The sequence below is a fragment of the Azomonas agilis genome (assembly GCF_007830255.1).
Taxonomy (GTDB): Bacteria; Pseudomonadota; Gammaproteobacteria; order Pseudomonadales; family Pseudomonadaceae; genus Azomonas; species Azomonas agilis.
Genome location: NZ_VLKG01000007.1, coordinates 1 through 26,301 on the forward strand (window position 1 = coordinate 1; position 26,301 = coordinate 26,301).

Consider the following 26,301-nt stretch of genomic DNA (forward strand, 5'->3'; position numbering starts at 1 on the left):
CTAGGGCCTGTTGACGTTTTACATGGGTAGCCATTGAACGGCACAGGCCATGGCAACCACTGCCTCATAATTGCATTTCAGTTTGTCGTATCGAAAAGCCACCGCTCGGTAGTGTTTAAGCCGTGCAAAGGCATTCTCAACCAAATGCCGGTAGCGGTATAAACCTCTGTCCAGATCCGCATTACCCTTAATTGAGTTGCGCTTTCGGGGAATAACAGGACGTCCTCCCTGCTGCCTGATCTGATCTCGAATGCATTCACTGTCATAACCTTTATCCGCGACAATCACTTCAGCACAGGGCAGCTGCATGATCAGTTTGGAAGCGACGCAGCTGTCGTGAACATCGCCTCCTGTCACTTCAAAGGCCACTGGCAGGCCTTGTGCGTCAACAGCCAAATGAATCTTGCTTGTCAGCCCAGCGCGACTTTTACCCAGCCCCTCAGTATGACCACTGGCCGCTCCGGTACTGTGTTGATGGGCTTTTACATAACTGCCGTCGATAAACAACCACTCAAAGTCAGGTTCCTCAAGCAAGGCTTGAAAGACTTTGAACCACTTACCCGTAGCTGACCAAGCGTTGAAGCGCTTGTAGATCGAGTTCCAGTCTCCAAAGAGGTCAGGCAAATCTCGCCAAGGGCAGCCGACACGCATCCGGTAAAGCATGCCTTCGACGGTCATTCGGAGATTGGGCTTGTGGTAAATGGCGTGCTGAAGCAGAATTTTTTCCAGCTTCGACCAAAGCTCGTCGCTGAGCAGTAATCGGGGCATTGCAAATCCGCAGGGTTATGGGTGTAGGAACCTCAATTCTGCGGGTTTGCTTTTGTTTCTCAATACCTTCATGACGAAACGTCAACAGGCCCTAGTATTTTAATGCTCTTCTGATCTTGGTTCGGTATCACTAAATAGACTAAAGGCAAAAAATAAAAATTTTGGATTATCTGTACTTAGTGCTGACAGAGTTTAGCCTTTAGTGTGGAGGGAGCTGTGAGCTCCCTATAGATACAGTGCTACTAGGGGCGTAAACGACTGTGGCTAACTTGTATTTCCATAGATCGCGTTGTGCTGTCTCCAGAGAGTTGGATATCCAAGCTAGTGTTACCGGGTTGCATAGCCTCAATAATCAGTCGTGATCCCTGCACTTTGGCTTGAGCGACTTGTTCATTGGTTAGGCTAATGCTTTGAATGGCCCGGGGGAAATTCATGATTTGTTGCGTATTTACATTCAAGCTGATGGAGGGGAGTTGTGAGTGCTGGCTTGGCTCTGGAGTTTGGTTTACTGGAGCTTGAGAAGTAGTAACCACATAGGTGGATGCGGGGACAGAAGTAGTTGGCGTTACCTGTCGCTCAACCTTAGGCTCAGGCTTAGGTGGTGTAGGAGGGGTATAGGCAGCCACACTGGGTTTAACTTCAGGTTTCGGTGGTGGTGAGGAGATAGCCGGTTCTGGTTTTTTGGCCACGCTCGGTGCAGGTACAGAAGCTACAGCAGGGGCACTCGGTAATACCTTGGGCGGCGGTGCCACAGGAGCAGGTTGTTCTTCAGGCAAGGGTAAAATTTTGATCACAGGTTCTGCTGGAGCAGCGGGCGCTAAGCGAGTCACCTTAGGTAATACTGAGGGGGCAGGTTCAACCCGTGGAGCCGCCGCCGCAATAGCGGGTCTGGCCGCAGCCGCCGGGGTTGCAGGAGCACTGGGCACTGATGGGACTAAATCCGGCAACCGAGTAATGGGGGGAATCGCTGAGGTGCTTGCCGTAGCTGCTGGGGGTAGATTAGCCCCCGCTCGTGTGACAGTTACCTCAACATTACGGATGAAGTTTTCCCCATCCAATATGACTTCAATCAGAGTATTTCCCGGGGCTCCACCGTTGACCACCAGCCGGTTACCCTCTGGCTTTGCGGTTGCAATCTGCCCATCCACGACGTTAACAGCCTGTACACTACGTTGGAAAAACATAATGTATTGACCTGCAGGTGCAAGGCTCACGGAGGAGGAAGAGGTATCCGCAAGACTGATCTTGGGATGCAGAATTAATACCCCTGTCAGCATCCAAGCGAGGGTTTGTGAGCGAATCGATTCCGCGATGTGGATGTGCATGGCTTTTATATTCCTTCGACGCGGCCGTGGAGCGAGGCTTAACGCAGCCTATGTATCGAACACCAGCCGGTAATGTCCGTGTTAATACCGAATCCCCAGATGATCTAAGGTTTCAAAGGTGAGCGCACCAACAGCCAGACCATTTTCGGTTTGATAATCCGCCAAGGCTGAAACAGTACGTTCCCCCAGTAAACCATCGGGGCGGCCTGGTTGATAGCCGTGCTCTATTAAACTTTGTTGTACTCTGTGAATAAGTTCAGGGGTGATATCAGCATTACATACGGCCTGACGTGAGACCATTTGCGAGGAACCCTCAAAGCGTGTGACGTTCAGCTCTTGAGTAATGGCAGGCAGTAAGGTTTGGCGCGTTTGCTCAGGGCGTACGACTTCTTGTACCGGAACATCAGCCACACTGGGCGCTAAGGATACTTCTACCGCTCGGGCTGGTTGATCAACCACCCAGCGGGTTACTTCTTTATAGAGTGCAGGCTCGAAATCGACCCGAGTTGTTTCGGGTTGTACCAGCGCTTGAACATTGACGGTTTTTTCTTTGGCGGGAATTTCGCGGGCACAGTATCCAGAGGCTCCGGTATTTTTTGCGTAACGCGTTCCGGCTGTTTGGCAGGCTTCTAAGACGGTTTTAGCTTCTTCTACCACAACGGTTTTTTGTTGGGTCTCATAAACCGCGGGTACTACCACAAAGCGGGTCATTTCTGGGCGAACCTGTACGCGCTCAGAAACACTCTTATAAGTAGCGGGTTCAATACGATAGGTTTTAGTACCTTCGCGAGTAACTACTTGGCGATACCCTTGACGGATTTCGGCCGGTGTTACGGAAATTTTGGCGGTGGAATCTTTAATGGTGATTTCGACGGCGCTTTCTACCTTGCGCGGTTTAATTTGTGAGTGTACCCAACATTGTCCCGGGCGGATGGTTGGGGAGGAGTCAGACCCCATAGAAGCACTGGAGGTCGGCGGACTGTAGTTGCTGGCTGGTGGTGCCCAGTTGCCACTGGTTTTTGAGTAGTCAGAATAGCTGCTGGGATGACTTGGAGAAGAGGGGATGGCGTTTTCCTGTACTAGTCCCGGTTCTTCTTTAGTCGTGGGCTGAGGGTCAGAGCTTAGCGTGGAGCAGCCTGATCCTACAGCAACAAATAAGCTTAATCCTATTAACGAATGGTAACGCACTTGATATCCGCCCTACAAAATAGCCCCGAACCCAGTATCTTAGAAGCAGTAGTATGAATCGACAATGAGGACTGAATGTCGCTGCTAGTCTAAGGTGAGGGGCACTAATGTCCTTTAGAGTGTTGTTCTCCCAGCTTCCCACTGATCAATGACTATTAATCGGTTAGCACAGTGCCCGCTGAGTATTTGGGGCAAGAAGATTAGTACATCAGCACTTATTGGCAAACTGTTAAATGTATCAGACACTTAGAATAATGCGCTCTCCTAAGTCAAAACGAGAGACTTGTCGGTTAAGGCAGCCTGCAAGCTCCTCTAAAGTATGTGCTTGTTGAGCCGAAATCTGGGCCATGCTCGCATTTTTATCGGCAGTACCTGCGATATTGACCACGTTTTTCGATAGTTCGCCTGAGGCGGCTGATTGTTCCGATAGGGATAAAGAGATGCAGGACACTGCTTTAGAGACTTGTTCCGAACTGTCTTTAATGCTGGCAATACTGTTGCCCGCTTGAGCCGCTAAGCTCACCCCTTGTTCTACTTGCATCACACCGGTTTCAATGCTGTTAACGGCGCTTTGTGTACCGGACAAAATAGTGTGGATCATGCCTTCAATTTCTTGGGTGGAGGCAGCGGTACTTTGGGCCAGTTTTTTCACCTCGTCGGCCACTACCGCAAAACCCCGTCCAGCTTCACCCGCCCGAGCCGCCTCAATGGCTGCGTTCAGAGCCAATAGGTTGGTTTGCTCTGCAATACCCCGAATGGTGCCAACGATTTTAGCAATGGCGGCTGATTCTTGGCCCAAACGAGAGACAGAACCTGAAGCCTCACGAACGGTAGCCGCGATTTTGGCAATACTGCTAACAGCCTGTTCAATAACCTGTGCCCCTTCAGCGGAAGTATGTCCAGCCTGCTGAGCTAGGCTACTGGCATCGGTAGCGTTATCGCGCATTTGGCGAATACTCGCTTCCATTTCTTCGATACCTGCGGCCATTTTTGAGGCCGCTTCGCTTTGTTGTTCTGATTGAGTGGCCACCTGTTTTGAAGCCTGAGACAGTTTACGAGCACTGTCGCTTAAACGAGTCACCGCGCCTTGGATACCGGCTATGGCTTCGGCCATGCTATCGGTCATTTGTCGGGTTGCGTGCAGGAGTTGGCCTACCTCATCTTTATTATTATGACGTGGAATATGCACCGCCAGATTACCCCGTGCGATTTCCTGAATAGAGAGCACCGCTTTACCTAAGGGGCGCGTCACCCATTTATGCAAGGTGCGCGATGTGACTACGGCCATAATGGCGGATAAGGCAAGACCTGCCAAAAAAAGTCGGATGTGGACGGCCCAAGCCTCTGTAGAAAGCTCGTCCGTATAGCAACTGGAGGCGATAACCCAGTTCCATTCTGGGTAGTAGTTAAAAACTGCTAGTTTGGACTGAGGGCTTGTGCCGGGAGCATCAGGGTTGGCGAACTGGTACTCTATTTGGCCGTTTTTGGCTTGAATCATCTCTTGGATGTAGGCAATGCCTTGGGGATCTTTGGCGCTGAGTAGGCTTGTACCTTCATGGGTTGGGTGAATGGTCATAGTTCCCGCTGCTTGACCGGCATCTACGGCAAAGATGTAGCCAGACTGCCCAAAGGTAACACTTTTAATTTTTTCTTTGAGGACGGTCAGCTCGTCAGTGAAATCCAGCCCCACAAAGAGCACAGCCAAAACGCGGCCAGATGGATCAAGCTGTGGTACATAACGAGTCATGTAGTCTCGTCCCAGTACCTGTACTTTACCGCTAAAACTCTGACCACTTAATAAATGACTTAAAGCCGGATGACTTTGACCGAGTAGGGTTCCGGTAGCTAGGCTGCCCTGCTGAGTGCGTAGTGAGGTGGCAATACGGATAAAGTCATCGCCTTGGCGGATAAAAACGGTTGCCGCACTCCCCGTAGTACCATTGAAGCGATCCAGTATTTGTTGCAGGGCAATCTGCGGCGGACTGTTTAGGCTTGGTTGGGGGCCTGAGGTGATTGTCTGCAACAAAGGTGTAGCGGAGAGCTGAGCGTGCAAAGCCTGACTTAGCTTTTCAACCGAATGTTTTAACGCAGCGTCGTAGGCATCAATCAGATCAATGGCTTGCTGATTAGCTCGCTGCATGTTGGTGATGCTTTTGTGTTCTAAAATTCCACTCAACCAATAGGTGGTTAGGGTAGTAGCGATTAACAGCAATCCTGTCATCAGAATTGCCTGTGCCGTATTTAGTTTTTGCGCAACAGACCAGTTTTTTGTAAGACGCACCGCAGGATTCCTTGCACCACAGTCGTAGGAGAGGTGTTGTGCTGGCAAGGTGACAGATGCCTAGAGGTGGTCTAGGCAGACAATGGCCAGATGAGGGCATAATGCCAAGGTAGCACAAGCCCCATCCTGACGCTCGTCATGTCTTTGGTACGCGCCGGTCTCTTTACAGGATCAGGCTGTAGGTTTTGGGTTTTGCTGTTTCCAAGTTAGGTAAAACACAACCAGCCCCACTAAAGCGGTGAGGGTGCCCACATAGCCGGTCACTGTCCAACCCATTCCGGCAGAAATAGCTAAGCCACCTAGCCAAGGGCCGAGAGCATTGGCGACATTAAAGGCCGCGTGGTTAGAGGCAGCCGCTAGGGTTTGAGCTTCAGCGGCAACATCCATCAGATGGGTTTGCAGCGGAGGAGACAAGGCCACCATAGTTCCCACAGCAAACACAGCAGGCAGCAGAGTCCAAATCGAATGGGCGGCCCATGGGAATAGGAACAGCACTAAAGCGCTCCACAGCAAAATCCACAGCACCGCGCGAAACTGTAAGCGGTCAAATAGCCAACCACCGGCCATATTGCCCACAATGCCGCCTAAACCAAAGGCTGCCAAGGTTATAGGAATCCAGCCTTCGCCCATTTGGGTTACTTGGAGGACGGTTGGGGCCAAATAGCTGAAGACGCAGAACATACCCGCAAAGCCCACAGAACCAATGCCCAAGGCCAGCCATACTGCCTTTTGGTTGAAGGCTTTCAACTCAGTTAGGGGATTACTTTGAGCTTCCTGACGGTTCAAGGGTAAATACAGAAACACCAGCAGGACGGTAAGGGCACCGATGATGCCCACCAAAGCAAAGGCCCAGCGCCAACTAAATTGCTGGCCCAACCAAGTGGCTAGAGGATTTCCGGCCAGCATTGCAATCGTTAAGCCCAGCATCACGCGGCTGACGGCTTTGGCCCGTTGGTCGGCAGGAACCATCGAGGCGGCAATTAGGGAAGCCACGCCAAAATAGGCCCCGTGGGGCAAGCCTGAAATAAAGCGATACAGCAGCAGACTGTCGTATCCAGAAGCCCAGGCGGTAGCGAGGTTGCCAAGGGCAAAAAAGCCCATTAACAGCATCAACAGGGTACGGCGGTACAGCCGAGACCCTAGGATGGCCAAGATGGGGGCTCCGACCACTACACCTAGGGCATAGATGCTGATCAGATGTCCTACTTGAGGCTCAGTAACCTGTAAATCTGCGGCAACCTCTGGCATCAATCCCATAATGGAGAACTCGCCCAAGCCGATTGCAAAGCTGCCCAGCGTTAAGGCCAGCTCGATCAGGATAAGGCTTCGAGCGGAAACACCAGTAACGTCTGAGGTTTTAGGTAGTGCCATACTCATGTCGCTCATGGGGCTTATTGAGGGGTGCATTATTCCCCCAATGAGCTCAGAGTTGAAGCTTTATCAGGCTCTAGTATGGAAGTTTGAGGCTGTTTTAATCGCTTTATCAGAAGACTGATGTCTATTCAGTAGCGCTTCACGGTAGGTTTTAGGCGAGGTTCCGGTCCAATGTTTAAAGGCTCGGGTAAAGGCTGAGGCTTCGGAAAATCCTAGCTGTTGGGCGATCTGAGCAATGGGCAGCATGGGTTGATTGAGGTAATGCAAGGCGAGATCACGGCGCATACCTTCTTTAAGACTTTGAAAGCGCGTTCCCTCAGTCAGCAGTTTGCGGCGTAGGGTGCGCTCGGTCAGGTGCAGGGCTTTGGCGGCGGAAGTGATGTCTGCATTGGCTAAAAAGGCGGGTTGTTTCTCCAGATAATCCATCACGCGCCGGGTATACACCTGATAGTACGCCTGTCGGGTAAACCAATCTAAAGGTGCGCGTTTTAAATGAGCGTGTAGGGTTTCTGGGGTTTGTACTACGGGAGCATCCAAGAGTGCGGCATCAAACACCAGACGGTTATAAGGCGACTCAAATTGAGCGGGGCAGGGAAACATCAAGCGATATTCGGCCTGATGCCAAGGTGCTGAGAATTCAAACTCCACCTGATGCAGGGGAATGCGTCGCCCAATCAGCCAACTGGGGAAGCGGTGCCAGAGCAGTAAAAAAAAATCCCGTAATAAAAAATGGCTGTCTCTGTCTGGGTCGCTCAGTCGCAGGTGAAACGAGGCTTCTTGACCCTGAACCTCCAGTATCAATTGCACAGAATCGTTGATCAGATTGTAAAAACGGCTGAGTGTTCGATACACCGAGCCTAAGGTACGGCAGCGCACTGCTTGTTTGGCTGCTATAACAAAGACACCATTCCGACATCGTTGATGGGTAAAGCCCATAAATTCATCGTCGGCTTCGCGCCAGACAGCGCGCATCAATCGGCTAAACTGGTCAGGCGTAATACGCAGGTGGAGGTTGTCCAATAATCGGGGGCTAATACCCGCCTCATGTAGGATTGCTGTTTCGTTCAGCTGGTATTGCCGAGCTGACTGGATGGCCGCCCGCGCAAAATGTACGGAGATAGAGTAGCGTTCGATGCCCATTTTTTGTGTTTAGTGGTGGGAGTCGGGCTATCAGTATGGCGGATTCAGTAGAGCAAGTGCAAAGGATGGCTGTCCGAATATGTCAAACATAAGGCTGGATTTGTTATTGCCGGATTTCTGGTTACAGGCAAAGCTAGAGCCCCACTGGAGACACAGGAAAATGACTGTCCGATTTTGTACAGATAGTCTTTTTTGTTAGAGCTGACCTGTTCAGTCCCATATCCCATAACGGTGGAATACATTCATGTCCATGCAAGCACGAGAAGTGGTCATTGTAAGCGGAGTGCGTACAGCCATCGGTGATTACGGTGGTAGCTTGAAAAACTACCATCCCTCCAGTATGGCGGCCTTAGTCGTGGCAGAAGCTGTGAAACGGGCGGCCATTGATCCACAGCAAGTAGGCCATTGTGTCTTCGGTAATGTGGTGCATTCAGAACCCTTAGATATGTATCTAAGCCGTGTGGCCGCTATTAAGGGTGGTCTACCGCCAGAAACACCGGCACTCAATGTCAACCGTCTGTGCGGTAGCGGTTTGCAAGCGGTAGTGACAGCGGCTCAGCAAATTCAATTAGGCCTCTGTGATACGGCGGTAGCCGGTGGTGCAGAATCCATGAGCTTGGCTCCTTATCACCTACCCACGGCCCGTTTTGGTCAACGCATGGGCGATGGAGTCATCATTGACCCTATGGTGGGTGCGCTGACCTGTCCTATCAACCATTACCATATGGGCGTTACCGCCGAAAATCTGGCGGAAAAATACGGCATCACCCGTGAACAGCAGGATCTGTTAGCGGTGGAAAGCCACAGCCGCTCGGAAAAGGCCATTGCCCAAGGCTATTTTAAATCCCAGATTTTGCCCATCGAACTGAAAAGCCGTAAAGGCGTGACCCTGTTCGATACCGACGAGCATGTGCGCGCTGGCTGTAAACTGGAAGACGTGGCTGTACTCAAGCCCGCCTTTAAACGCGACGGCGGTACGGTAACTGCTGGTAACTCTTCCGGCATTAACGATGCGGCAGCGGCTGTAGTCTTGATGGAGCGCGGCAAAGCCGAGGCTCAAGGCCTGAAGATTATGGCGCGCTTGGTGGACTACCAAGTATCGGGTGTTGACCCTAGCATTATGGGTATTGGCCCTGTACCGGCGGTGCGTACCCTGTTAGAGCGCAACAAGCTGGGCGTGAATGACATCGACTTTTACGAGCTGAACGAAGCCTTTGCCGCGCAAGCCTTGGCCGTAGTGCAGCAGCTGGATTTGCCGCGCGCTAAGGTCAACCCCAATGGCAGCGGTATTTCCTTGGGTCATCCTATCGGTGCGACCGGCGCAGTTCTGACGGTAAAAGCCATTTATGAGCTGGAGCGTATCCAAGGCCGTTATGCCGTAGTGAGCCTGTGCATTGGTGGCGGGCAGGGTATTGCTGCGCTGCTGGAGCGCGTGGCCTAAGTTTTCTGATCAGTTGATCGGCCTCTCCCTGCGGTGGGCTGCGGAGAGCCGATCCCCTCTTTTTCCGGTTGTCGGTGCTGGACTGTCTGAATACAGGCAGCGGCCTCGTACAGCCCAAAATAATAAGGAACTGGCGATGTACAGCGGAAAAGCCATCAGCCTTCAGGCATTGGATTCAGGATTGGTCGAGCTGGTGCTGGATCTTCAAGGCTCTTCGGTCAACAAACTCGACCAGTTGACCTTGAATGAGTTGGGCGAAGCACTGCAACAGCTGACCGAAGCCGGGGCCTCGGTACAGGGTCTGCTGATCCGCAGTGCTAAGCCCGCTTTTGTTGTGGGTGCCGATATTACCGAATTCACGACGCTCTTTAAGCGCCCTGAAGCGGAGCTGTTGCACTGGATGAGTGGCGTGCACGAACACTTCAGCCGCCTTGAGAATCTGCCCTTCCCGACGGTAGCCGCCGTCAATGGTTTTGCCTTGGGCGGCGGTTTGGAGCTGGCCCTTGCTGCGGACTGCCGCGTACTGGCGGAGGACGCTAAAGTCGGCCTACCGGAAGTTACCCTCGGCATCTGCCCCGGTTTTGGCGGCACGGTGCGTCTGAGCCGCTTGGCTGACCTGTCCGCTGCTCTGGAGTGGATGACCAGCGGTAAACCTCAGGCTGCTGCTAAAGCCCTGAAGCTGGGTGTAGCCGATCAAGTGGTGCCCGCTACCGAATTGCAGGATGCAGCTTTAGCTTTGCTGCGTGCCCTTGTTAATGACCCAGCGGCCAGCCGTGCCAACCGTCAGCGCAAACAGCAAGCCTTGGCCAATACACCCGCCTTGCAAGCGCAGTTGGAAGGCTTGAGCGCCAGCTACACCAAAACGCTGGATGCGCGCTATCCCGCTGCGGGAGCCATTGTGGCCTTGGTGAGCCAACATGCGACCCAATCCTTTGGCACCGCCTTGGAAATGGAGGCGCAAACCTTCGCTCAGTTGGCGAAGACGACAGCCTCTCAGTCCTTAATCGGTTTGTTCCTCAGCGACCAATCCTTAAAGCGTAAAGCCAAGGGCTGGATCGCCAAGGCTGATAAGGTGCAGCAAGGCGCAGTACTGGGCGCAGGCATTATGGGCGGTGGCGTGGCTTATCAGTCAGCGCTGAGCGGCGTGCCCATCATCATGAAGGACATCCGCGACGAGGCTTTGGCGCTAGGCAGCAAAACGGCCAGCAAAGCCTTGGATAAGCTGATTGAAAAGGGCCGTTTGGACGAAGCCGGTAAGCAGCAAGTACTGGCGCGCATTCACCCTGAATTGGAATACCAAGACTTCGAGCGCGTGGATTTGGTGGTCGAAGCCGTGGTCGAGAACCCAAAGATCAAGGCGGCGGTGCTGTCGGAAGTGGAAGGCTTGATGCGCCCCGATGCCATCCTGACTACTAACACTTCAACCATTTCCATTGATCTGCTGGCCAAAAGCCTAAAGCGCCCAGAGTTGTTCTGCGGCATGCATTTCTTCAATCCGGTGCCTTTAATGCCGCTGGTAGAGGTGATTCGTGGCAGTCAAAGCAGCGAAAAAACCCTGGCCACTACGCTGGCCTATGCCGTCGCCATGGGTAAAACCCCCATCGTGGTGAAGGATTGCCCCGGATTTTTGGTTAACCGTGTGTTGTTTCCCTACTTCAACGGCTTTAACCGGCTGCTGAAGGATGGCGTGGACTTCGAGCGCATTGATCGGGTGATGGAAGCTTTCGGTTGGCCTATGGGCCCAGCTTATCTGGCAGATGTAGTGGGCATTGACACCATGGTGCATGCCGACCAAGTGCTGCAAGTGGGCTTCCCCGACCGTATGGGCCACGAGGGCGAGCCGATTATGGAAGCCCTGTTAGCCGCTGGAGCCTTAGGGCAGAAAAACGGTAAGGGCTTTTATGAGTACGGCGTCGATGCCCAAGGCAAGCGCACGAAAACCCCTTCAGCGGCGGCTCATGCTTTGATTGCTGAGCGGGTACAGGCTAAACCAGAAGTGTCTGATGAAGACATTATCGACCGGCTGATGATCCCCATGTGCTTGGAGTCGGTGCGCTGCTTGGAAGAGGGCATCGTCGACAGCGCCGAAGAAGTGGACATGGGCTTGATTCTGGGCTTGGGCTTCCCCCGCTTTAGGGGCGGTGCCCTGCGCTACATCGACCACCTAGGCTTGGCGGTGTTTGCGCAAAAAGCCGTCACACATTCGGCCCACGGCGGACTCTATCAATTGACTCCCGGCTTTAACGCCCGTCTGCAAAACGGCCAGACTTATTTTTGAGTGATCGGTCTTTAGGGCATAGCCTGTTTTGAATGCAGGGTATGCCTTGCACCGAGTATCTGAATTACGAGGAAAATAATAATGAGCGACTACAAACACCCCTACCGCGATGCCCTCTTTGTCCTCAACGAGCTGGTGGACTTTGACAAGCTCTGTGCTGAGCACGGCTTTGCGGATGCCAATCTGGAGCTGGTGTCAGCGATTTTTGACGAGGCCGGTAAGCTGGGCTCGGAAGTGTTAGCGCCGCTCAACCGTGTGGGCGATACCCAAGGTGTGAGCCTGACGGAGAAGGGCGTGCAGGAAACTGCGGGTTTTGCCGAAGCCTACCATCAGTTCCAAGAGAGCGGCTGGCCGTCCTTGACCGCACCGGAAGCCTTTGGTGGGCAAAATCTGCCTAACGTGGTGGGTACAGCGGTCAACGAAATTTGGCATTCGGCCAACCTGTCTTTCGCCCTGTGCCCCATGCTGACTCAAGGTGCGATTGAGTCCATCCTGCACCATGGTTCAGACGCGCTGAAAGAGGCCTATCTGTCACGTTTGGTCAGCGGCGAATGGACCGGCACCATGAACCTGACCGAGCCGGATGCTGGTTCGGATTTGGCAGCGGTGAAAACCCGTGCCGTGCCTAATGGTGACCATTATCTGATCACCGGCCAGAAAATCTTCATCACCTGGGGCGACCACCAGATGACGGACAACATCATTCATTTGGTGTTGGCCCGCCTGCCCGATGCGCCCTTTGGCGTGAAGGGGATTTCCCTGTTCATCGTGCCCAAGTTCCTGCCTGATGGCAGCCGCAACGACGCGCAGTGTGTGTCGCTGGAGCATAAGCTCGGCATCCACGGCAGCCCGACTTGCGTGATGAGCTTCGGTGATAAAGGCGGTGCCATTGGCTATCTGGTCGGTGAGGCGCACAAAGGCTTGGCCTATATGTTCACCATGATGAACCATGCGCGTCAGGGCGTGGGTTTGCAGGGCCTGTCCATTGCTGAGCGTTCTTATCAGCAAGCGCTGCAATACGCTAAGGATCGTCTGCAAGGCACCAACAAAGACGGCAGCCGTTACCCCATCATCAAGTTCCCCGACATTCGCCGCATGCTGATGGTGATGAAGTCCGCCACCGAGGCCATGCGTGCCTTGGCACTGGTGTCTGCCGCCGAGATTGATCGTGCCCACGGCAGTGAAGGTGAGGCCGCGCAAACCCATCAAAACCGTGTCGAACTGCTGACCCCCATCGTTAAGGGCTGGCTGACCGAGCTGGCGCAGGAAATCACCTATCTGGGCACCCAGATTCACGGTGGCATGGGCTTTATCGAGGAAACCGGCAGCGCCCAGCATTACCGCGATGCGCGTATCCTGACCATCTACGAAGGCACCACTGGCATTCAAGCGCTGGATTTGGTCGGCCGTAAAACGCTGGTCAACAAGGGCGAGCATCTGGCCAGCCTGCTGGAAGAAATCGGCCAAACCCTGTCGGCTTTGGAGGCTTCGGGTCAGTTCCCGGTACAGGCCAAGGCTCTGCGCGCCTCACTGGCCGACGGCCAAGCAGCGCGTCAACTGCTGCTGGACAAGTCTGCTGAGGATGCCGCGCTGGCCGGTAGCATCAGCGTCAACTATATGATGCTGTTCGGCTACCTGTGTGGCGGTTGGCTGATGAGCCAAGCAGCCCTCAAAGCTCAAGCGCTGCTGGAGGCTAACTCCGGTGATCCGGCGTTCCTGAACGCCAAGCTCACCACCAGCCGCTTCTACGCCGAGCATCTGCTGACCCGTACCGGCTCCTTGCTGGCGGTGATTCAGGCCGGTAGCGCGAGCATTCTGGCCCTGCCGGAAGATCAGTTCTAACACCCCTTTAGTTTGGCGGTTGCCTGCCCACCGAGCGCTTTATGCGCTGGGTGTGGGCAACTGCGCCCTGAATCTGGCCGGTTGTGGTTTAAACACAGCCCGCCCCAGAGTGGATGTGCCCTATGAAAGTCTTGGTAACGGTCAAGCGTGTGATTGACTACAACGTCAAAGTTCGGGTGAAAGCGGATCACAGCGATGTGGATCTGGCCAACGTGAAAATGGCCATGAACCCCTTCTGTGAGATTGCGGTAGAGGCCGCCATCCGTTTGAAAGAAGCCGGAATTGCCACAGAGGTAGTAGCCGTCTCCGTGGGTTCAGCCAGCTGTCAGGAGCAACTGCGTACCGCCTTGGCGCTGGGTGCGGATCGGGCGATCCAGATCGACACTCCGGACAACCCCGAATCCCTCGAAGTGGCCAAGCTGCTGGCCGCGCTGATCCAGGCCGAACAGCCAAGCCTCGTGATTACCGGCAAGCAGGCCATCGACACCGACAACAACCAGACCGGGCAAATGCTGGCTGCGCTGTTGGATTGGCCGCAAGCCACCTTTGCTTCGGCCATCAGTCTGAGTGGCGAGCAACTGGAAGTGACCCGCGAAGTCGACGGCGGCTTGCAAACCCTATCCCTGTCCCTACCGGCCTTGGTGACTACGGATTTGCGCCTGAACGAGCCGCGCTACGCCTCTCTGCCCAACATCATGAAGGCCAAGAAAAAGCCGCTGGAAGTCAAAACTCCAGCTGAGCTGGGTGTCAGCCTCAAAGCCCATACACGGCTGATTAAGGTCGAAGCACCGGCAGAGCGCCAAGCGGGGATCAAGGTAGACAGCGTCGAGGCGCTGGTGGACAAGCTGCGTAACCAAGCGAGGGTGATTTGATGAGCATTCTGGTCATTGCCGAACACGACAACCGCGCCTTAAACAGCGTCACCCTGAACGCCCTGCAAGCGGCTAAAGCCATTGGCGGCGAGATTCAAGTCTTGGTTGCGGGGCATCACTGCCAAGCCGTAGCTGAACAAGCCGCTGCGGTAGCGGGTGTGAGCAAAGTGCTGTTGGCCGATAGCCCTGCCTATGAGCATCGCTTGGCGGAGCCGCTGTCCAAACTGATCGCCACCCTGGGTAAGGATTACAGCCATGTGTTGGCTCCGGCCAGCACCAGTGGCAAAAACCTGATGCCACGGGTCGCGGCTCTGCTGGACGTGGCACAAATCTCCGACATTACCGCCGTCCTGAGTAGCGATACGTTCCAGCGGCCTATTTATGCCGGTAACGCCGTGGCCACGGTGCAGTCCTTAGATGCCATTAAGGTACTGACCGTCCGTAGCACCGCTTTTGAAGCCGTAGCTGCCAGCGGTGGTGCCGCCGCAGTGGAGGCCGTGACCGCCTCAGCTGTTCCCGAGCGCAGCCGTTTTGTCAGCGAAGCTCTGGCTGTCTCTGATCGCCCTAACTTGGGCAGCGCTAAGGTGGTGGTCTCCGGTGGTCGCGGTCTGGGCAGCGCGGAAAACTTTGCCCTGATCGAGCAGCTGGCGGACAAGCTGGGCGCAGCGGTGGGTGCTTCCCGTGCCGCTGTGGATGCAGGCTTTACCGCCAACGATCGCCAAGTAGGACAGACCGGCACCATCGTTGCACCGGAGCTGTATCTGGCGGTGGGTATTTCCGGGGCCATTCAACATCTGGCGGGGATGAAGGAATCCAAGATCATCGTCGCTATCAACAAAGATCCGGAAGCACCGATTTTTCAGGTGGCCGACTACGGCTTGGTGGCGGATTTGTTCGAGGCCGTGCCCGAACTGATGCGCCAACTCTGAGGATTGGCTGATGCGCGAATCCATGGAATTTGATGTGGTGATTGTCGGCGCGGGGCCTGCGGGCCTTTCCGCTGCCTGTCGCCTGATGCAGCAGGCTGCCGAAGCAGGGCAGTCGCTGGAAGTTTGCGTCGTGGAAAAGGGGTCAGAAGTTGGCGCACATATCCTCTCGGGCGCGGTCTTTGAACGCCGCGCCCTAGAGGAACTTTTTCCCGATTGGCAGGAGCGTGGCGCACCGCTGAATACGGCGGTCACTGAAGACCGGCTGTACTTGCTGCGCGATGAACAACAGGCCCTGCGCATTCCCGATGCGCTGGTGCCGCCCAGCTTGCACAACCCCGGCAATCATGTGATCAGCTTGGGCAATCTGGTGCGCTGGCTGGGCGAGCAGGCCGAAGCTTTGGGGGTACAGATTTTCCCCGGCTTTGCCGCCACCGAGGTGCTGTACCACGAGGATGGCCGCGTGAAGGGCGTGGCCACCGGCGATATGGGTGTGGCCGCTGACGGCAGCCACAAACACGGCTTTACCCCCGGTATTGAGCTGCATGCCCGTTACACCCTGTTTGCCGAAGGCTGTCGCGGCAGTTTGGGCAAACAGCTGATTCAGCAATTCGACCTCAATGCCGGCGCTGATGCCCAGCATTACGGTCTCGGTATTAAAGAACTGTGGGACATTGATCCGGCGTTGCATCAACCCGGTTTGGTGGTTCACGGTTCTGGCTGGCCGTTGCAGGGGGAGAGCGGTGGCTTTTTTCTCTACCACGGGGATAACCATCAAGTGGTGGTGGGGCTGATTGTGGATCTGAATTACCACAATCCCCATCTGTCACCCTTTGAAGCCTTCCAGCAGCTCAAACAGCATCCGGTATTGAGTGCTTATTTAAGCGGCGGCAAGCGCTTGTGCTATGGCGCACGGGCCATTGCCAAGGGCGGCTTTAACTCCTTGGGTAAAGCCGGATTCCCCGGTGGCTTGCTGATCGGCTGTGAGTCGGGAACCCTCAACTTCGCCAAGATCAAAGGCAGCCATACGGCGATGAAGTCGGGAATACTGGCCGCCGAAACAGTGTTTGCCGCCTTGACTCAGGAGGCATCCGGAACCGATTTGCAGGCAGATTTTAGCGCTCGTTTCCAAGCCTCGTGGCTGTATCAGGAGCTGTATCAGGCGCGTAACTTCGGCCCTGCGCTGCATAAGCTCGGCTCGACCCTGGGTGGTGCCTTCAACCTGCTGGAGCAGCGCTTAGTAGCCGGAAAATGGCCGCTGACCCTGCATGATCGCCAAGCTGATCACCTGCAATTGCAGACCCTGCAAGAATCTGCGCCCATCCGCTATCCCAAGCCGGATGGCGTGCTGAGTTTTGATCGTTTGAGTTCGGTGTTTTTGTCCAACACCAACCACGAGGACAATCAGCCCTGTCACCTGAAGTTGGCCGATCCGGATTTGCCCTTGCAGGAAAATCTGCCCCTCTACGACGAGCCGGCCCAGCGTTATTGTCCGGCGGGCGTGTATGAGGTGATCCGCGCTGAAGACAACACGCCACTGCGGTTGCAGATCAACAGCCAAAACTGTGTGCACTGCAAAACCTGCGACATTAAAGACCCAGCGCAGAACATTACTTGGACCTGTCCGGAAGGTGGCGGTGGGCCGAATTACCCCAATATGTAGCTGACCCAGCCTTGGGAGAGCCGCTTGAAACATGGGGTTACGCGGATTTATCCAAGGCTATTTTGATGTTCCTCTAGCCTATAAATATAAGTACTGAGAGGTAGTTCTATGTGTTCTGATCGTATTCGTCTGGATTCTCTGCGTAGCAAAATCGTCACCGCTGAACAAGCGGCTGCCTTGGTTAAGGATGGCATGGTCGTGGGCATGAGCGGCTTTGGTGGCGGTGGGGATGCCAAGGTCATCCCGCGTGCCATGGCTGAGCGCGCCCGTCAGGAAGCCTTAAAGATCACTCTAATTACGGGTGCCAGTTTGGGCAGCGGGCTGGACGGCATTATGAGCGAGGCCGGTTTACTGGCACGGCGTATGCCCTTCCAAGGCGATCCGGTGCTGCGTAAAGCCATCAACGAGGGCAAGGTGATCTTTATCGATCAGCACCTGTCCCATGTGGCCGAATTGCTGCGCCAAGGCTCATTGCCTGCACCCGATGTGGCGGTGATTGAAGCCGCAGCCATTACCGAACAAGGCCATATTGTGCCCACCGCCTCGGTTGGGAACTCAGCCTCGCTGGTGCAGATGGCCAAGCAAGTCATCGTAGAGCTGAACCTCTCTAGCAGCCCGCATCTGGAAGGTTTGCACGATATTTATCTGCCGGCTGCCCGCCCTCAGCGTCAGCCTATTCCACTGATTAACCCCAGCGATCGCATCGGCGCTCCCGCCATTGCCGTTGATCCTGAGCGCATTGCGGCCATTGTGCTGTGCGAAAGCCCAGAGTCCGCCGCTACTATTTTGCCGCCGGATGACGAAACCCAAGTCATCGCCAACCACCTGATTCATTTCTTCGAGCAAGAGGTAGCGCAAGGCCGTTTGCCCGCCAACCTAGGCCCGCTGCAAGTGGGTGTGGGCACCATTGCCAACGCAGTGATGTCGGGTTTGCTGAACGCACCCTTCACCGATCTGGAGCAGTATTCCGAGGTGTTGCAGGACTCCACCTTTGAGCTGATGGATGCCGGCAAACTGAAGTTCGCTTCCGGTTGCTCCATTACCCTGTCTGCCGACTGCGGCAAGCGCGTGTTCCCTTCCTTGGCGGATTACAAGGATCGGCTGGTGCTGCGTCCGCAGGAGATCTCCAACCATCCGGAAATCGCCCGGCGTTTGGGCGTGGTGGCGATCAACACCGCGTTGGAGTTCGACATTTACGGCAACGTCAACTCCACCCATGTCTGCGGCACCAAGATGATGAACGGCATCGGCGGTTCGGGGGACTTTGCCCGTAATGCGCGTTTGACGGTCTTTGTCACCAAGTCCATCGCCAAAGCCGGAGCCATCTCCAGCGTAGTGCCTATGGTCAGCCATGTGGATCACACCGAGCACGATGTGCAGATTCTGGTTACCGAGCAAGGCTTAGCCGATCTGCGTGGCCTAGCGCCGCGTGAGCGCGCACGGGTGATCATCGACAACTGCGTGCATCCGGATTATCGCCCGGCACTGAATGCCTACTTTGAGGAGGCCTGTGCCCGTGGTGGTCAAACGCCTCATTTATTAGAGCAGGCTTTTGATTGGTACACTAACTTAGAACAACGCGGCCATATGTTGTCCTACTAACTAATTATGTAGTAATTAAAACAGATTGCACGAATTAATGTGCAATCTGTTGGATTGTTACGCCCTATTTTGGCTTTTATAAGTTAATAAAAATAATAAGGATATAAGTCGATGTATATGAGTAATAAGCTTGCTCGTGGTGTTTTATTATCTGCACTCAGTGGTTTATTGGTTATTCAAAACAGTCACGCGGATTTTATCAGTGACAGCAAAGCAACTTTGATGATCCGTAACTACTATTACAACCGCGATTTTCGTCAAGACAATGCTGCCCAATCCCATGCCGATGAATGGGCACAGGGTTTTTGGCTCAAGTACGAATCCGGTTTTACTGAAGGCCCCGTCGGCTTTGGTCTAGATGCCACGGCTATGTGGGGTATTCGCTTGGACTCCAGCCCCGGACGTGCGGGAACTGGCTTGTTGCCGGTGCATAATAACGGCGATGTCCCGAATGAGTATGGTAAAGCAGGATTAACTGGCAAACTGCGTTTTGCTAAAACAACATTGCGGTATGGCACCTTATTTCCCATGATGCCGACCTTAACCCCGAATCAAACACGCCTCTTTCCTCAATACTTTAAAGGTTATAGCGCGGTTTCCCAAGATATTGAAAACCTAACTATTAATGCAGGACGTTTAACCGACAATATTCAGCGTAATTCGACGGCCGCTAAAGAAATTACCATGACTAATAAAGGCATGAAAGGCGGAACTCCTACCGATCAATTCGATTATGCGGGTTTTAAATATCAATGGAGTAAAGGATTAAGTTTAGGTTATGACTATGCCAACTTAGATAACAACTACCATCAGCATTACTTTACGTTGAATCACAGCTTGCCGCTGGCGGAAGGGCATACCTTAGTTTCAGATTTACGTTATGCGCGCTCTTCCGATGATGGTGACTCTAATGTGGATAACAAAGCCATTAACGGCATGCTGATTTATAAATACAAAACTCATAGTTTTGCCTTGGCTTATCAAAAAATGATTGGTGATACGGGTTTTGCTTATCTTACGGGCAGCGATCCTTATTTAACCAACTTTGCCCAGGTGAATGACTTTGCCAACCCTGGCGAAAAGTCTTGGCAGGCGCGTTACACCTACGATTTTGCGGCCGTAGGTATTCCGGGACTGACCTTGATGACTCGTTATATCAGTGGTACGGATATTCGGCGTACCGACGGCTCTAAAGGTGAAGAGTGGGAGCGCGATCTGTATATCGACTATGCCTTCCAGTCTGGGCCGCTGAAAAATCTCGTGCTGCAATGGCGCAATGCAATGTTGCGTAACGACGGAAAGGGTAATGATCTGGATGAAAACCGCTTCATCATTACCTATAACTTGCCGTTACTGTGATCAGCTAAAGCCATGATAGGGGGTATTGGAAATGTCCAATCAAGCAATTGCTCGTTTGTATTTAGATGATTTAGTGGCCGGGCAGGTGTTTTACAGTGACGACTATGTGCTGGATGAAGTGCGCCTGAAAGACTTCGCCCGTGAGTTTGATCCGCAACCCTTTCATTTGGACCATGAGGCCGCATTACCCACGCTGTTTGGTGGCTTGGCGGCCAGCGGTTGGCATACCGCTGCCATCACCATGCGCTTGATGGTGCAAAGCGTCCCCATTGCAGGCGGCATGATCGGGGCGGGTGTTGAGGTCAGTTGGCCACAGCCTACCCGCCCTGATGATCGGTTGCGCTTAGAAAGCAGGATCTTGGAGGTGGCTCCCTCAAACTCTAAGCCGGATCGTGGTTGGATTCGGTTAGAAAGTTTGACCTTTAACCACAAAAATGAGCTGGTGCAGCGTTTGGTATCGCGTATTTTGGTGTTCAAGCGCCCTAACGACTAGGTGGATGGTCTATGCTGACTCAATCCATGATTGAGTCGACAGGAGTCCCCAATGCCCAATGTGACTATCCATATTATTCCTGCGGTATTGATGAGTGCAGCCCTAGCCTTTGCGGGCTGGTCGGTGGGGCAGGGTGTGGAGCGTTTCCGTATGGCGGATCGCTCCGTCACCGTTAAAGGCTTGGCCGAACTGGACGTAAAGAGTGATTTTGCCACTTGGGTGATCGCCTTCCGGCGGGCGGGCAATGAGTTTGCGGAGGTACAGCAGGCTCTAACTCAGGATCGCGCTCAGGTTATGGAGTTTTTAAAGCAACAAGGGTTTGCTGAAACCGAGCTGGAGACTCGTCCGCTGCAACTTCAAGACTTGCTGGCCCGTGAATGGGGTTCTGGTAATGTGGCTCTGCGCTTTACTGGCGTAGGTCAGGTGGTAGTTAAAACAGAACGGGTAGACGCTGTGGTTAAAGCCGCCAATGCAGTAGATCCTCTGATTCAAGCCGGGGTGCAGTTGGACGCAGACCCTAACGGCCAAGCCGGCCCGCGCTATCAACTGCGTGGTTTCAACGACATCAAGCCTAAACTTTTGGAGGCTGCAACCCTGAATGCTCGTGAACAAGCCACCCGCTTTGCTACCGATGCGAAAGCCCGCCTAGGTACGCTTAAAAATGCTAACCAAGGCGTGATTACCGTATTGGATGATGATGGCAGCGGTATGGACACTTCCAAAACTGTAGGTAAACGCCTGCGGGTGGTGAGTACCTTTGAGTTTGCTTTGGACTAAAGAGCAAAGCTTGCTTGGAGTAGCCTGATGCATGCCTGTACATCAGGGGTTGTATGCCTGTGCTATAGGCTATTGCGTATGGGCTAAGTCGCTTGGCATATCCTATAAGGTTCAGGCTCAGCCCAACGGTCTTTGATGTTTAAGATGGCGGGTAACTCCTGGGTGAAGGCTTTTACTAGCTCAGGATCAAAATGCTGCCCGCTTTCACTGTTGAGTAGGGCTAGGGTTTTATCCAGCGGCCATGCTGGTTTATAGGGGCGCACACTGGTTAGGGCATCAAATACATCAGCAATGGCGATGATCCGAGCCTCCATAGGAATATTTTCTGCTTTAAGCCCATGAGGGTAGCCTGTGCCGTTCCATTTTTCATGATGGTACAGTGCAACGGTATGGGCGGTTTTTAGCAAGGGTGAACTGTGCTCACCGATAATTTCGGCCCCAATAGTGGTATGGGTACGCATGATCTCCCATTCGGCACCGTCTAACTTACCCGGTTTTTGCAAGATTGCGTCGGGGATGCCGATTTTGCCTACATCGTGCATGGGGGCTGCGTGCATTAAGTTCTCGGCCGCCGAGGGTGAATAGCCGATGGCTTTAGCCAATACATGGGCGTAATGGCTCATGCGGATAACGTGCAGGCCGGTTTCATTATCTTTGTATTCAGCGGCGCGGCTCAGGCGCTGGATAATCTCAAGCCGCGTCTGGATTAATTCATCCATTTTGACCAGTGATAGGTGGGTGCGTACCCGTGCTCGTACAATGGCAGGACTGACTGGCTTAGTCATGTAGTCTACGGCCCCTGCTTGAAACCCTTCAGCTTCGTCGCGGGTATCAGTCATCGCTGTGATAAAAATCACTGGAATGTTGGCGGTGGCCGGATGTCTTTTAAGTTGACGGCAGACCTCATAACCGGACATACCGGGCATCATAACGTCCATCAAAATTAGATTTGGCTGCTCTTGTTGGCACAGGTGCAAGGCTTTTTCGCCGTCGCGGGCATAAATAAGGCGGTAGTCTTGCTGCAAAATGTGGCGTAAGACGTGCAAATTGGTTGGTTCGTCGTCTACCAGCAGTAGAGTAGGGCGTATTTCATCTGGATAGATCATAGGATGTTGCGCGAGAAACCTTACCCAGTTGTCCGGGCAGTGGGTTGGGATAGCACGGCAACTCGTTTTGCCCCTGCTCTCGCTTCCTCAAAAGGTAGCTATCTGTAAAGGATGGCTGATCCTCGCCATATGGAGTAAATGATAGCCATTTTAATGGCTGGACTGTTCGCCCATTTTGGGCTCTAGTTGCTCGCGGAGCTGTTGTAGAGCCTTTTGGGCTCCCTCAAAATCAAAGTTGTCTAACGCTGTACAGAGCGCTTTTAGGGGCTCTAAATCCTCAGGTAATACTTGGATCAATTTTTGGAGCGTCTGTTCTGAAAGTTCACCATGCTGAAGTGCCTGTCCAATTTCCGTAAGCCAAGTTTGGATATGCTGAGGGTGAGGGGCGCTAGATAAGGGCTCTGGTTTAGGCTGATTGAGGTCTTGCACGGTGGTGTCATGAATCGCTTGTTGGGTTGCCTGCAAAGCTTTTTGCAAATGATGTACTGCTTTTAGCGCAGATTCGGTTTGCCCTGCTTTAAGCATGTGTTCCAAGCGGCCTGCCTGGGCTTGAATGGCTCCTAAGGCAAGGTTGCCTGCACTGCCCCGTAAACGATGTAGTTGGGCTAAAGCTTGGACAGGGTCTTGGTGCAATAGCTCGGTCAAGCGATCCATATCGGCTGTGGGAGCTTTAAGTAAGCTCAAAATACGAGTCTGTAGCGTAAGAGCGTCACCCCATAAACTCAGGCCTTGTTTCCAATCAATCAGTAAGGGAGTGTCAGCTTGGGAGTGTTCTGGGGGGGTATCTACAGGCATTTTGGGTAAGGCTATGCCTAACAACTGTGCTATTTGCTGCTGTAGCTTTGGAAGGTCTACCGGTTTAAAGGCGAAATCATCCATACCTGCTGCCAGAGCTGCGCGTCTATCGGCCTCCAGCACGCTGGCAGATAAGGCAATGATGGGAATATGAGGGTGTTCAGGATTTTGTTGTTCCAAGGCACGGATACGGCAGGTAGCCTCTAAACCGTCCATACACGGCATTTGCACATCCATCAGGATTAAATCAAAGCGATGTGCTTGATACTGATCTAAAGCTTCCTGTCCATTGTGGGCTGTTGTGATCTGATGGCCGCTTTTATTGAACAATAACTGCAAGAGCTCTAGGTTTTGTGGTACGTCATCAGCCACTAAGATGCGTAACGGCGGTAATTCTAAGGGAGTATACGGCGCTTGAGTTGGAGCTTGGCCTATGGCTAGAGGTAAGGATACCCAAAAGCGGCTGCCCACCCCTTCAGTGCTTTCTACACCGATTTCCCCACCCAGTAGTTCTGTAATTTGGCGGGTGATGGTAGTGCCCAGTCCGGTACCTCCAAAACGCCGAGTGATAGAGGCATCTGCTTGGGCAAAGGGGGCAAAGATACTTTTTAAGCGATCGGCTGGAATGCCTATGCCTGTATCAATGACTTCCAGCAGGATCGCATCCTGAGCGGTTTGACTAATCCGCAGCTTAACTTGGCCTTGTTCGGTAAATTTAACGGCATTTCCCAATAGATTCAGCAGTAGCTGTTTGATACGCAGAGCATCACTGTGGAAATACTCTGGCAGATCTGTTGGGTAGTCTAGGTTAAGGTCTAAGCCTTTGCGCTCTGCATCTAAGCGGATGGAGGCTAGGGTTTGTTGGCAAAGTTCGCGTAGGGAAAAATCCGCGCACTCCAACTCCATGATGCCGCGTTCTAGCTTGGCGGTGTCTAAGATGGCATTGAGCAGATTTAGCAGCGAGCGAGCGGCTTGGTTAATCGTGGTGAGGTGCTGGCGCTGGGTGGCTTCCAATAGGCTATCTAGGAGTAACTCACTAAAACCGATAATAGAGTTCATGGGGGTACGAATTTCGTGGCTCATGTTGGCCAAGAAGGTACTTTTAACCAGCGCTGCATGTTCCGCTTGATCCTTAGCTGAACGTAAGTCGATTTCCATCGCTCGCCGTTCAGAGAGATCGGTGGCTAATTTAATAATTTTGCAGGGTAGGCCATCCGCATCGAAAATCGGGTTATAGGTTGCTTGGATCCAGAGTTCTTGGTGGTTTTTAGTTCTGCGTCGGTACTCTCCAGAGAAATACGTGCCTTGGCGTAAGGCTTGCCAGTGTTTTTGGTAGCTTTGTGTACGAGTATCTTCAGGGAAACACAAAAAAGTGTGGTTTTGGTGTTGCAACTCTTCGCGACTGTAGCCTGTGAGTTGCAGGTAGTTGTCGTTAACCGCAAGAATGGTGCCGTTAAGATCAAACTCAACCACAGCCATAGCCCGGCTAATGGCATTGACGATACCTTCAAATTCGGCGTTACGTTTTTTAGAGTCAGTGATGTCAATGAGCACACCATCAATCCAAGCCTGTTGTGTGTCTGCATCCAGTACGCTACAAGCACGCTCTGAAATCCAGCGTTCTTGTCCTTCACGGCTGAATAAACGGTATTCCACGGTATAGGCTGGTTGGTCGGAGTACTGCCTATGCTGAATCAGTCGTTTCTGGTCGTCTGGATGTACCAGCTCCATAAAGCTTTTGGTTTGCGTTAGAAATGCTTGAGCAGACCAACCTGTGATGCGCTCAATGGCATCACTGATAAACAGTAAGTTCCCTTGCTGTGCATGGCAACGGAAGGTCACACCGGGAATATTACTGATTAGGGTACGGTATTGCTGCTCACTGGCGCGTAGGGCACGCTCCATTGCCTTTTGAGCCGTAAGGTCACTGATAAAACCCACGAACAATACTTCACCAGGCATGCGGGCCTGTCCCATCACCAGTTGGGTGCTGAAGGTTGTTTTATCTTTACGCTGCCCAAGCAGATGGTTCGTGTGTTTGTTTGATTGCTGTTGGTATAAATATTGTTGTAGATACTGAGCCTCTGGAAGTAACAGGTTAATGTGTCGCCCCTGAGCTTCTTCGTTCGTCCAGCCAAACATCCGTTCTGCTGAGCGGCTGATGCTTAGCAGATAACCCTCAGTATCTGTGGTGATGATCGCTTCGGTCGCGGTATCCACAATGGCTTGTAAGCGTGATTCGCTGCGCTGGCGTAGATGGTTTTGATGACGGAGTCTTTGTACCGTGCTGCTGGTGATGACCAGTAGGCTGAGGCTGGTGGCTGCTAAGGCGATGGCCAAAGCCATGATGTAGCTGTTGTCGCTAATGGAGTTGTAATTAGGCTCTGGAGTGCCGACAAAGCGGGTAGCGGCCATAGCTGTGTAGTGCATGCCTGAAATAGCCAACCCCATGAGGGTGCCGCCCAGTAAACTGGCGTACAGGGGGCGAATTTGGCCACCTTTGCCAAGGTTAAACCGAATCCAAAGGGCGATAAAGGACAATACAAGTCCTACGCCAACAGAGGCGATAAACCACACAGGATCGTAGCGAATTAACGCATTCAAATTCATCGCAGCCATGCCCGTGTAGTGCATAGCGGTAATTCCCAGTCCCACCAGTAAGCTACTGCTCAATAACTGCCAGAGGTTGGCTCTGGGGCGGGCCAATAAACTGAAGGCAGCCCAAGAAGCGAATAGACTTGGAAGAACAGATAAACCCGTCAGAGAGACACTAAAGCTAACCGGAGTGCAAAGCTCGAAGGCCAACATACCGATAAAGTGCATGGACCAAACCCCAGCACCCAGAGCGGCTGACCCTCCAAGGAGGGTCAGTTTACGGATAAGGTGGCGGCCATTTCGCACAGTGCCCGCTAGCTGTAATGCAATGCTGGATGAAAAAATAGCAACCAATATAGAAAGTACAACCAACCAAGGGTCGTAATACCCTACCAGTAGCAGTGTGGGTTGGTTATCGCGTACTAAGAAGTACGAGAGTAGGGTATTTATCATATTGGTCAGCAGAGTGCTCCTGC

General features: G+C 53.1%; 18 protein-coding genes. 10 read left to right on the forward strand and 8 right to left on the reverse strand.

The genetic code is table 11. From position 1 onward, the window contains the following. Positions 1-18 precede the first annotated feature (18 nt). The 6 genes from LX59_RS09965 to LX59_RS09990 all read right to left on the reverse strand — a co-directional run bounded on the left by LX59_RS09965 (position 19) and on the right by LX59_RS09990 (position 8,076). Positions 19-768 (reverse strand): IS5 family transposase, encoded by a 750-nt coding sequence (locus LX59_RS09965; RefSeq protein WP_144571718.1) that lies wholly within the window; start codon positions 766-768, stop codon positions 19-21. 242 nt (positions 769-1,010) lie between these two features. Further along, the gene (locus LX59_RS09970; protein WP_144571719.1) at positions 1,011-2,093 is read right to left on the reverse strand and encodes a pilus assembly protein N-terminal domain-containing protein; all 1,083 of its coding nucleotides are present in this window, start codon (positions 2,091-2,093) and stop codon (positions 1,011-1,013) included. An 81-nt stretch (positions 2,094-2,174) separates the two neighbouring features. Next, a complete protein-coding gene (locus tag LX59_RS09975; RefSeq protein WP_144571720.1) occupies positions 2,175-3,281 on the reverse strand; it encodes a peptidoglycan-binding domain-containing protein in 1,107 nt (368 codons plus the stop codon). A gap of 238 nt (positions 3,282-3,519) precedes the next feature. Beyond that, positions 3,520-5,562 (reverse strand): methyl-accepting chemotaxis protein, encoded by a 2,043-nt coding sequence (locus LX59_RS09980; protein ID WP_144571721.1) that lies wholly within the window; start codon positions 5,560-5,562, stop codon positions 3,520-3,522. A gap of 171 nt (positions 5,563-5,733) precedes the next feature. Next, positions 5,734-6,933, reverse strand: a complete 1,200-nt coding sequence (locus LX59_RS09985) for an MFS transporter (protein WP_144571896.1) — start codon at positions 6,931-6,933, stop codon at positions 5,734-5,736. Positions 6,934-7,002: 69 nt separating this feature from the next. Continuing rightward, positions 7,003-8,076, reverse strand: a complete 1,074-nt coding sequence (locus LX59_RS09990) for an AraC family transcriptional regulator (protein ID WP_144571722.1) — start codon at positions 8,074-8,076, stop codon at positions 7,003-7,005. Positions 8,077-8,326: 250 nt separating this feature from the next. Here LX59_RS09990 and LX59_RS09995 point away from each other — a divergent pair, with 250 nt between their 5' ends. The 10 genes from LX59_RS09995 (at position 8,327) to LX59_RS10040 (ending at position 21,329) form a co-directional block, all read left to right on the forward strand. Continuing rightward, positions 8,327-9,517 carry an acetyl-CoA C-acyltransferase family protein gene (locus LX59_RS09995; RefSeq protein ID WP_211354844.1) on the forward strand — a complete coding sequence of 397 codons (1,191 nt, stop codon included), beginning with the start codon at positions 8,327-8,329 and terminating at the stop codon, positions 9,515-9,517. 136 nt (positions 9,518-9,653) lie between these two features. Beyond that, entirely contained in the window at positions 9,654-11,795 is a 2,142-nt protein-coding gene (fadB, locus tag LX59_RS10000) for a fatty acid oxidation complex subunit alpha FadB (RefSeq protein WP_144571724.1), read from the forward strand. Between the two features lie 81 nt (positions 11,796-11,876). Next, positions 11,877-13,637, forward strand: a complete 1,761-nt coding sequence (locus tag LX59_RS10005; protein ID WP_144571725.1) for an acyl-CoA dehydrogenase — start codon at positions 11,877-11,879, stop codon at positions 13,635-13,637. Positions 13,638-13,759: 122 nt separating this feature from the next. Continuing rightward, on the forward strand, positions 13,760-14,509 hold the full coding sequence (locus LX59_RS10010) for an electron transfer flavoprotein subunit beta/FixA family protein (RefSeq protein ID WP_144571726.1): 750 nt from the start codon (positions 13,760-13,762) through the stop codon (positions 14,507-14,509). Then, a complete protein-coding gene (locus LX59_RS10015; protein WP_144571727.1) occupies positions 14,509-15,438 on the forward strand; it encodes an electron transfer flavoprotein subunit alpha/FixB family protein in 930 nt (309 codons plus the stop codon). Before LX59_RS10010 ends, LX59_RS10015 begins: the two co-directional genes overlap by 1 nt. Positions 15,439-15,445: 7 nt before the next feature. Then, a complete protein-coding gene (locus LX59_RS10020) occupies positions 15,446-17,098 on the forward strand; it encodes an electron transfer flavoprotein-ubiquinone oxidoreductase (protein WP_246118738.1) in 1,653 nt (550 codons plus the stop codon). 108 nt (positions 17,099-17,206) lie between these two features. Further along, the gene (gene scpC, locus LX59_RS10025) at positions 17,207-18,700 is read left to right on the forward strand and encodes a succinyl-CoA:acetate CoA-transferase ScpC (RefSeq protein ID WP_144571729.1); all 1,494 of its coding nucleotides are present in this window, start codon (positions 17,207-17,209) and stop codon (positions 18,698-18,700) included. A 117-nt stretch (positions 18,701-18,817) separates the two neighbouring features. After that, positions 18,818-20,059, forward strand: a complete 1,242-nt coding sequence (locus LX59_RS10030; protein ID WP_144571730.1) for an OprD family porin — start codon at positions 18,818-18,820, stop codon at positions 20,057-20,059. A 31-nt stretch (positions 20,060-20,090) separates the two neighbouring features. Continuing rightward, a complete protein-coding gene (locus tag LX59_RS10035) occupies positions 20,091-20,552 on the forward strand; it encodes a MaoC family dehydratase (protein ID WP_144571731.1) in 462 nt (153 codons plus the stop codon). Positions 20,553-20,603: 51 nt separating this feature from the next. Further along, on the forward strand, positions 20,604-21,329 hold the full coding sequence (locus LX59_RS10040) for an SIMPL domain-containing protein (protein ID WP_144571732.1): 726 nt from the start codon (positions 20,604-20,606) through the stop codon (positions 21,327-21,329). A gap of 83 nt (positions 21,330-21,412) precedes the next feature. Here LX59_RS10040 and LX59_RS10045 read toward each other — a convergent pair whose 3' ends face one another. Further along, complete coding sequence (locus tag LX59_RS10045) at positions 21,413-22,435, reverse strand: response regulator (RefSeq protein WP_144571733.1); 1,023 nt, start codon at positions 22,433-22,435, stop codon at positions 21,413-21,415. A 150-nt stretch (positions 22,436-22,585) separates the two neighbouring features. Next, positions 22,586-26,278: a PAS domain S-box protein gene (locus tag LX59_RS10050; protein ID WP_144571734.1), complete on the reverse strand. Its 3,693-nt coding sequence runs from the start codon at positions 26,276-26,278 to the stop codon at positions 22,586-22,588. Positions 26,279-26,301 lie beyond the last annotated feature (23 nt).